The sequence below is a fragment of the Actinomadura sp. 6K520 genome, from assembly GCF_004349245.1.
Lineage (GTDB): Bacteria > Actinomycetota > Actinomycetes > Streptosporangiales > Streptosporangiaceae > Spirillospora.
The window spans coordinates 1-4,343 of sequence record NZ_SMLC01000316.1 but is presented as its reverse complement, the minus strand read 5'-3'; the positions used below and the strand labels follow the sequence as shown (position 1 = coordinate 4,343).

The window sequence follows — 4,343 nt, the reverse complement described above, 5'->3', positions numbered from 1 at the left end:
GTGCGGGCACCGGGGGCACGCCGCCGGTTTGACCGCCCGCGAGACCGCCCTGGGGGGCTTGGCGTTCCAGGCGGTCGAGGCGGGCGAACAGCGATGCCTCGTCCTCGTACGCGGCCGGCAGGAGAATGCGTGCGCAGATCAGCTCCAGCAGCAGCCGCGGGGACGTGGCGCCGCGCATCTCGGTGAGGCCGGTGTGCAGCAGGTCCGCCGCGCGGGTCAGCTCCCCCGGCCCGAGGGACGACGCCTGCCGCCGCATCTGCTCCAGTTCGTCCGGCGCGACGTTCAGCAGGCCCGAGCCGCCGGCCTCCGGGACGTTCGACAGGATCACCAGGTCGCGGACGCGTTCCAGCAGGTCGGCGGTGAAGCGGCGGGGGTCCTGGCCGCTCTCGACGACGCGGTCGACGGCGGCGAAGACCGCGGCGCCGTCGCGGGCCGCGAACGCCGCGATGACCTCGTCCAGGAGCGCGGAGTCGGTGTACCCGAGGAGGGAGACGGCCCGCGCGTAGGTGATGCCGTCCTCGTCCGAGCCGGCGAGGAGCTGGTCGAGGATCGACAGGGTGTCGCGGGCGGAGCCGGCGCCGGCCCGGACGGCCAGCGGCAGCGCGGCGGCCTCGTACGGGACGTCCTCCGACCGCAGGATCTCCTCGACGAGCTCGGTGAGGACACCGGGCGGGATCAGCCGGAACGGGTAGTGGTGGGTCCGGGACCGGATCGTCCCGATGACCTTCTCCGGCTCGGTCGTCGCGAACACGAACTTCAGGTGCGGCGGCGGCTCCTCGACGAGCTTCAGCAGCGCGTTGAAGCCCTCGCGGGTCACCATGTGCGCCTCGTCGATGATGTACACCTTGAAGCGCGCCGACACCGGGGCGAAGAACGCCCGCTCCCGCAGGTCGCGGGCGTCGTCGACACCGCCGTGGGACGCGGCGTCGATCTCGATCACGTCGATGTGCCCGGTTCCGGTGGGCCCGAGCGCGACGCAGGAGTCGCACTTGCCGCACGGATCGGGGGTCGGCCCCTGCTCGCAGTTCAGCGAGCGGGCGAGGATGCGGGCGCTGGACGTCTTGCCGCAGCCGCGCGGACCGCTGAACAGGTACGCGTGGTTGATCCGGCCGTTGCGCAGCGCCTGCTGCAGGGGCTCGGCGACGTGCTCCTGCCCCTTCAGCTCGGCGAACGTCGCTGGCCGGTACTTGCGGTACAGAGCCAGACTCATCGGGGGTCCGCCCTCCCTCGAGAAGCAGAGCGCCACAAGCGCGGTGACCCGTTAAACAAGGGACCCCCCGCACACCCGCCAGAGCCTGCTTATCCTTGCTGCCTTCCGGCCCTGGGGAGGTTCACAGGGTGACGCCATGCGAGGGGTCTGCCCCAGAGTCTATGGCATTCCGACCCCAGGATTGCCACGCTTCCGGCGTAGTCTCCGCCTCATGTCCGTCCCGACGCACGACACCCTCCTGCACATCGCCGAACGTTCCCACTGGGAGGCCGCCCGCGACACGGGCGCGGCCTACGCCATGTCGACGCTCGGCCGCACGCTGGACGAGGAGGGCTTCGTCCACTGCTCGTCCGACATGGCCCAGGTGGACGGCGTGCTCGGCCGCTTCTACACCGGTGTTCCCCGCTCGGACCTGGTCCTCCTGGTCATCGATGTGTCCCGGCTGGACGCCCCCGTACGCTACGAGCCCGCCGGCGACGAGGTCTTCCCGCACGTCTACGGCCCGATTCCGGTTTCCGCGGTAATTGATGTCAGGTCACTGCCCGGGAACCGGTAGGCTTCCCCGTGGAGGATTCGCCTAGTGGCCTAGGGCGCACGCTTGGAAAGCGTGTTGCGTGCAAGCGCTCGCGAGTTCGAATCTCGCATCCTCCGCCACCGAAGGCCGGTGCCCCGCGGGCACCGGCCTTATTTCATGCCCTCGACCCGGGACGTCGCACGGGTCGGCGTCCGGCGGACGGCGCACCTGCCGGCTCGGCGAGCCGTACGGCCCGCAGGGGGCGGCGGCAATCATTGAACGACCGTCCGGTCATTTAACGGTACTTACTCACCAACCGGTTGACCTGGGAGGTAACTGGTTTACCAGTGGTGGCAAGTAGAGTGACGGATGTTGTTGCGTTGCCTTCTCCGGGCTACCCCGACGCCGTAGACTCGAAGAGTGATCTTCAAGGCGGTGGGCGATGGAAGGCCCTATCCCGACCATGGACTCTCGTCCCGGGACTGGGCCAAGATCCCCCCTCGCCAGGTGCGTCTCGACCAGCTCATCAGCACCAAGCGGGAGATGGACCTGCAGTCGCTCCTGTCGAAGGACTCCACCTTCTACGGCGACCTGTTCCCCCACGTGGTCCAGTGGAAGGGCGAGCTGTACCTGGAGGACGGCCTGCACCGGGCCCTGCGGGCCGCGCTGCACCAGCGCCAGGTCCTGCACGCCCGCGTCCTGGACCTGGACGCCGTGGACTTCTCCTGACCGCGGGCCACCGCACGAGGCCCGCGGCGTGCCGATCTGCTAGACGCGGCCGAGGTCGCAGTCGGCGGTGTGGTTGCGGGGGGCGCGGAGACCGGCGGCCTCCAGTGCCCGCCGGTAGGCGGCCGCCGCGGAGTCGGAATCCTGGACGAGTTCGAACAGTTCGCCCAGTTCCCTGAGCAGATGCGCCGCCGGGCGGCCGGCGGGCAGGGTCGCCAGCTGTTCCGATGCGGCGCGCAGGACGACCTGCGCGGCCGTCCGGTCCCCCTGGGCCACGCGGGCGCGCGCCAGGACGAGACGGGCCAGGACGGTCTTCTGCGTACGTGCGGCGAGGTCGCCGCCCGGTTGCGGGGCCACGGGATGGGCGGTCGCCGTCGCCGGGGCGGCCAGGGCCATGCCCGTGTCGAGGAACTGTTCCAGCGTGGCGATGGCCTCGTCCAGTTCGCCGACGAGGACGAGCGCGCGGGCCTTCGCGATCGTGCTCTCCGTCGATTCGGCGCCAGCGAGATCGGTCGTTTCCCGGAGGAGCTCAAGTGCCTCCTGCGCGGCCTCACGCGACCCCTCGGGGCGAGGCCGCTCGAACCCGAACTCACCGGCCGGCGTCACGTCGGACGGCGCGGCCGACGAGAACGGCATGACTCCCCTGAGCAGCGCCTTGGCCGCGGCCAGGGAGAGGCGTGCGCGGGTCTGCGCCGGACTGGTGTCGCTGCGTGCGGCCAGGGCCTGGTCCGCGAAGTACAGCGAGTCGCCGATCGCGCCTTCGTCGAGGGCGCGCATGCTGGCCCGCTGGTAGTGGACGCTCAACGGCTCGTCCCCCGGGCCCTCCGGGTGCAGGAGGCGGCGTCCGAGATCGTGGGCGCGCGCCGGAACGGAGCGATCCACATACGCGAGGAGAAGGATGCGCCCGACTTCGGTGTACTCCTCACCCACCACGAGCCCGAGGTGCTGCAGCCGCGCGACGGCGCGTTCCCCGAGCGCGATGGCCTGCCCCAGGTCGCCGACCGAGTGGTAGCAGCGGGCCAGCGCGATCACCGGCGGCAGCCAGCTCGCCCTGCCCGGGTCCCGTTCGGCCTGCTCGCGCAGCTCCTCGAACAGCGTGATCGCGTCGTCGGTGCGGCCCAGTTCCTCCAGGGCGCGGGCACGGCCCCAGCGCGCGCGGGCGGTCAGGTCGGGATCGTCACTGCGGGCGATCACCTCGTCGTAGCCGGCCTCCGCCGTGCCGGGGTCGCCGCTCAGCAGGGCGAGGTGCGCGTGGCGTTCCCGTACCTCGAGGTGGGCGCGCTGCTCCGGCTCGACGCCCTCGGCGAGGTACTCGGGGGTGCAGCCGAGACGCTCGGCCAGCATGCGCAGGACGGTCGGCGTCGGGGTGCGCTTGCCCGACTCGATCAACGAGATGTAGCTGTCGGAGAGGTCGTGACCGGCGAGCTGTGCCTGCGACAAGCGTCTGGTCAGCCGCAGGTTGCGGACACGTTCGCCGACGTTGCCTGGACCCGGCATGTGGACTCACTTAGCGGAAGTAAACAGGCGGCTGGGGTGCCGACATGATTGCACATTGCGGGTAATCACACATCGAGAGTAAAGAAGCGACAAGTCACGGGATCGACCGATCGGGCCCCGTTCGGCCCGGCGCGCACGCCGCTGCATCGTCGTGGCGCGCCGGCTGCGGCCGGTGGAACCCCCGGCGATCGCGACGCCTGTCACCCTTGGGAAGGTATCCGACCATCCGCACAAGATCGCAAGAACCGCGAAAATAGATCAGCCCGCCGCGCGTTCCGGCAGCCATGCCCGGCCGTCCCCCTCGGGCATCCGCCTACCGGCCGGCACCGGATGCCGGAACGCGCGGCGGGCTGATCTATTTTCGCGGTTCTTGCGATCTTGTGCGGATGGTCGGAT

4 protein-coding genes, 1 tRNA gene and 1 other RNA gene are annotated in these 4,343 nt (G+C 70.7%); 3 read left to right on the top strand and 3 right to left on the bottom strand.

The genetic code is table 11. The annotated features are described in order from the left end of the window. Both E1289_RS36620 and ffs read right to left on the bottom strand, forming a co-directional pair. Window positions 1-1,210 (bottom strand): DNA polymerase III subunit gamma and tau (locus E1289_RS36620; protein ID WP_131988618.1); only part of this gene is annotated, 1,210 nt, incomplete at its 3' end. 55 nt (window positions 1,211-1,265) lie between these two features. Continuing rightward, window positions 1,266-1,361, bottom strand: an RNA gene (gene ffs / locus E1289_RS36615) — signal recognition particle sRNA small type. A 60-nt stretch (window positions 1,362-1,421) separates the two neighbouring features. Between ffs and E1289_RS36610 the strand changes: the two genes are divergently transcribed. The 3 genes from E1289_RS36610 (at window position 1,422) to E1289_RS36600 (ending at window position 2,453) form a co-directional block, all read left to right on the top strand. After that, the gene (locus E1289_RS36610) at window positions 1,422-1,766 is read left to right on the top strand and encodes a DUF952 domain-containing protein (protein WP_131988616.1); all 345 of its coding nucleotides are present in this window, start codon (window positions 1,422-1,424) and stop codon (window positions 1,764-1,766) included. A 10-nt stretch (window positions 1,767-1,776) separates the two neighbouring features. Then, window positions 1,777-1,864 (top strand) — tRNA-Ser (locus tag E1289_RS36605). 280 nt (window positions 1,865-2,144) lie between these two features. After that, on the top strand, window positions 2,145-2,453 hold the full coding sequence (locus E1289_RS36600) for a type II toxin-antitoxin system VapB family antitoxin (protein WP_131988614.1): 309 nt from the start codon (window positions 2,145-2,147) through the stop codon (window positions 2,451-2,453). A 39-nt stretch (window positions 2,454-2,492) separates the two neighbouring features. Here the strand turns inward: E1289_RS36600 and E1289_RS36595 are convergent, their stop codons facing one another. Continuing rightward, window positions 2,493-3,947 (bottom strand): helix-turn-helix domain-containing protein, encoded by a 1,455-nt coding sequence (locus E1289_RS36595; protein ID WP_131988612.1) that lies wholly within the window; start codon window positions 3,945-3,947, stop codon window positions 2,493-2,495. Window positions 3,948-4,343 lie beyond the last annotated feature (396 nt).

Bases quoted from the DNA above. Each gene is read 5' to 3' on its own strand.
- E1289_RS36610 (WP_131988616.1), top strand. From the start codon at position 1,422: ATGTCCGTCCCGACGCACGACACCCTCCTGCACATCGCCGAACGTTCC.
- E1289_RS36595 (WP_131988612.1), bottom strand. From the start codon at position 3,947: ATGCCGGGTCCAGGCAACGTCGGCGAACGTGTCCGCAACCTGCGGCTG.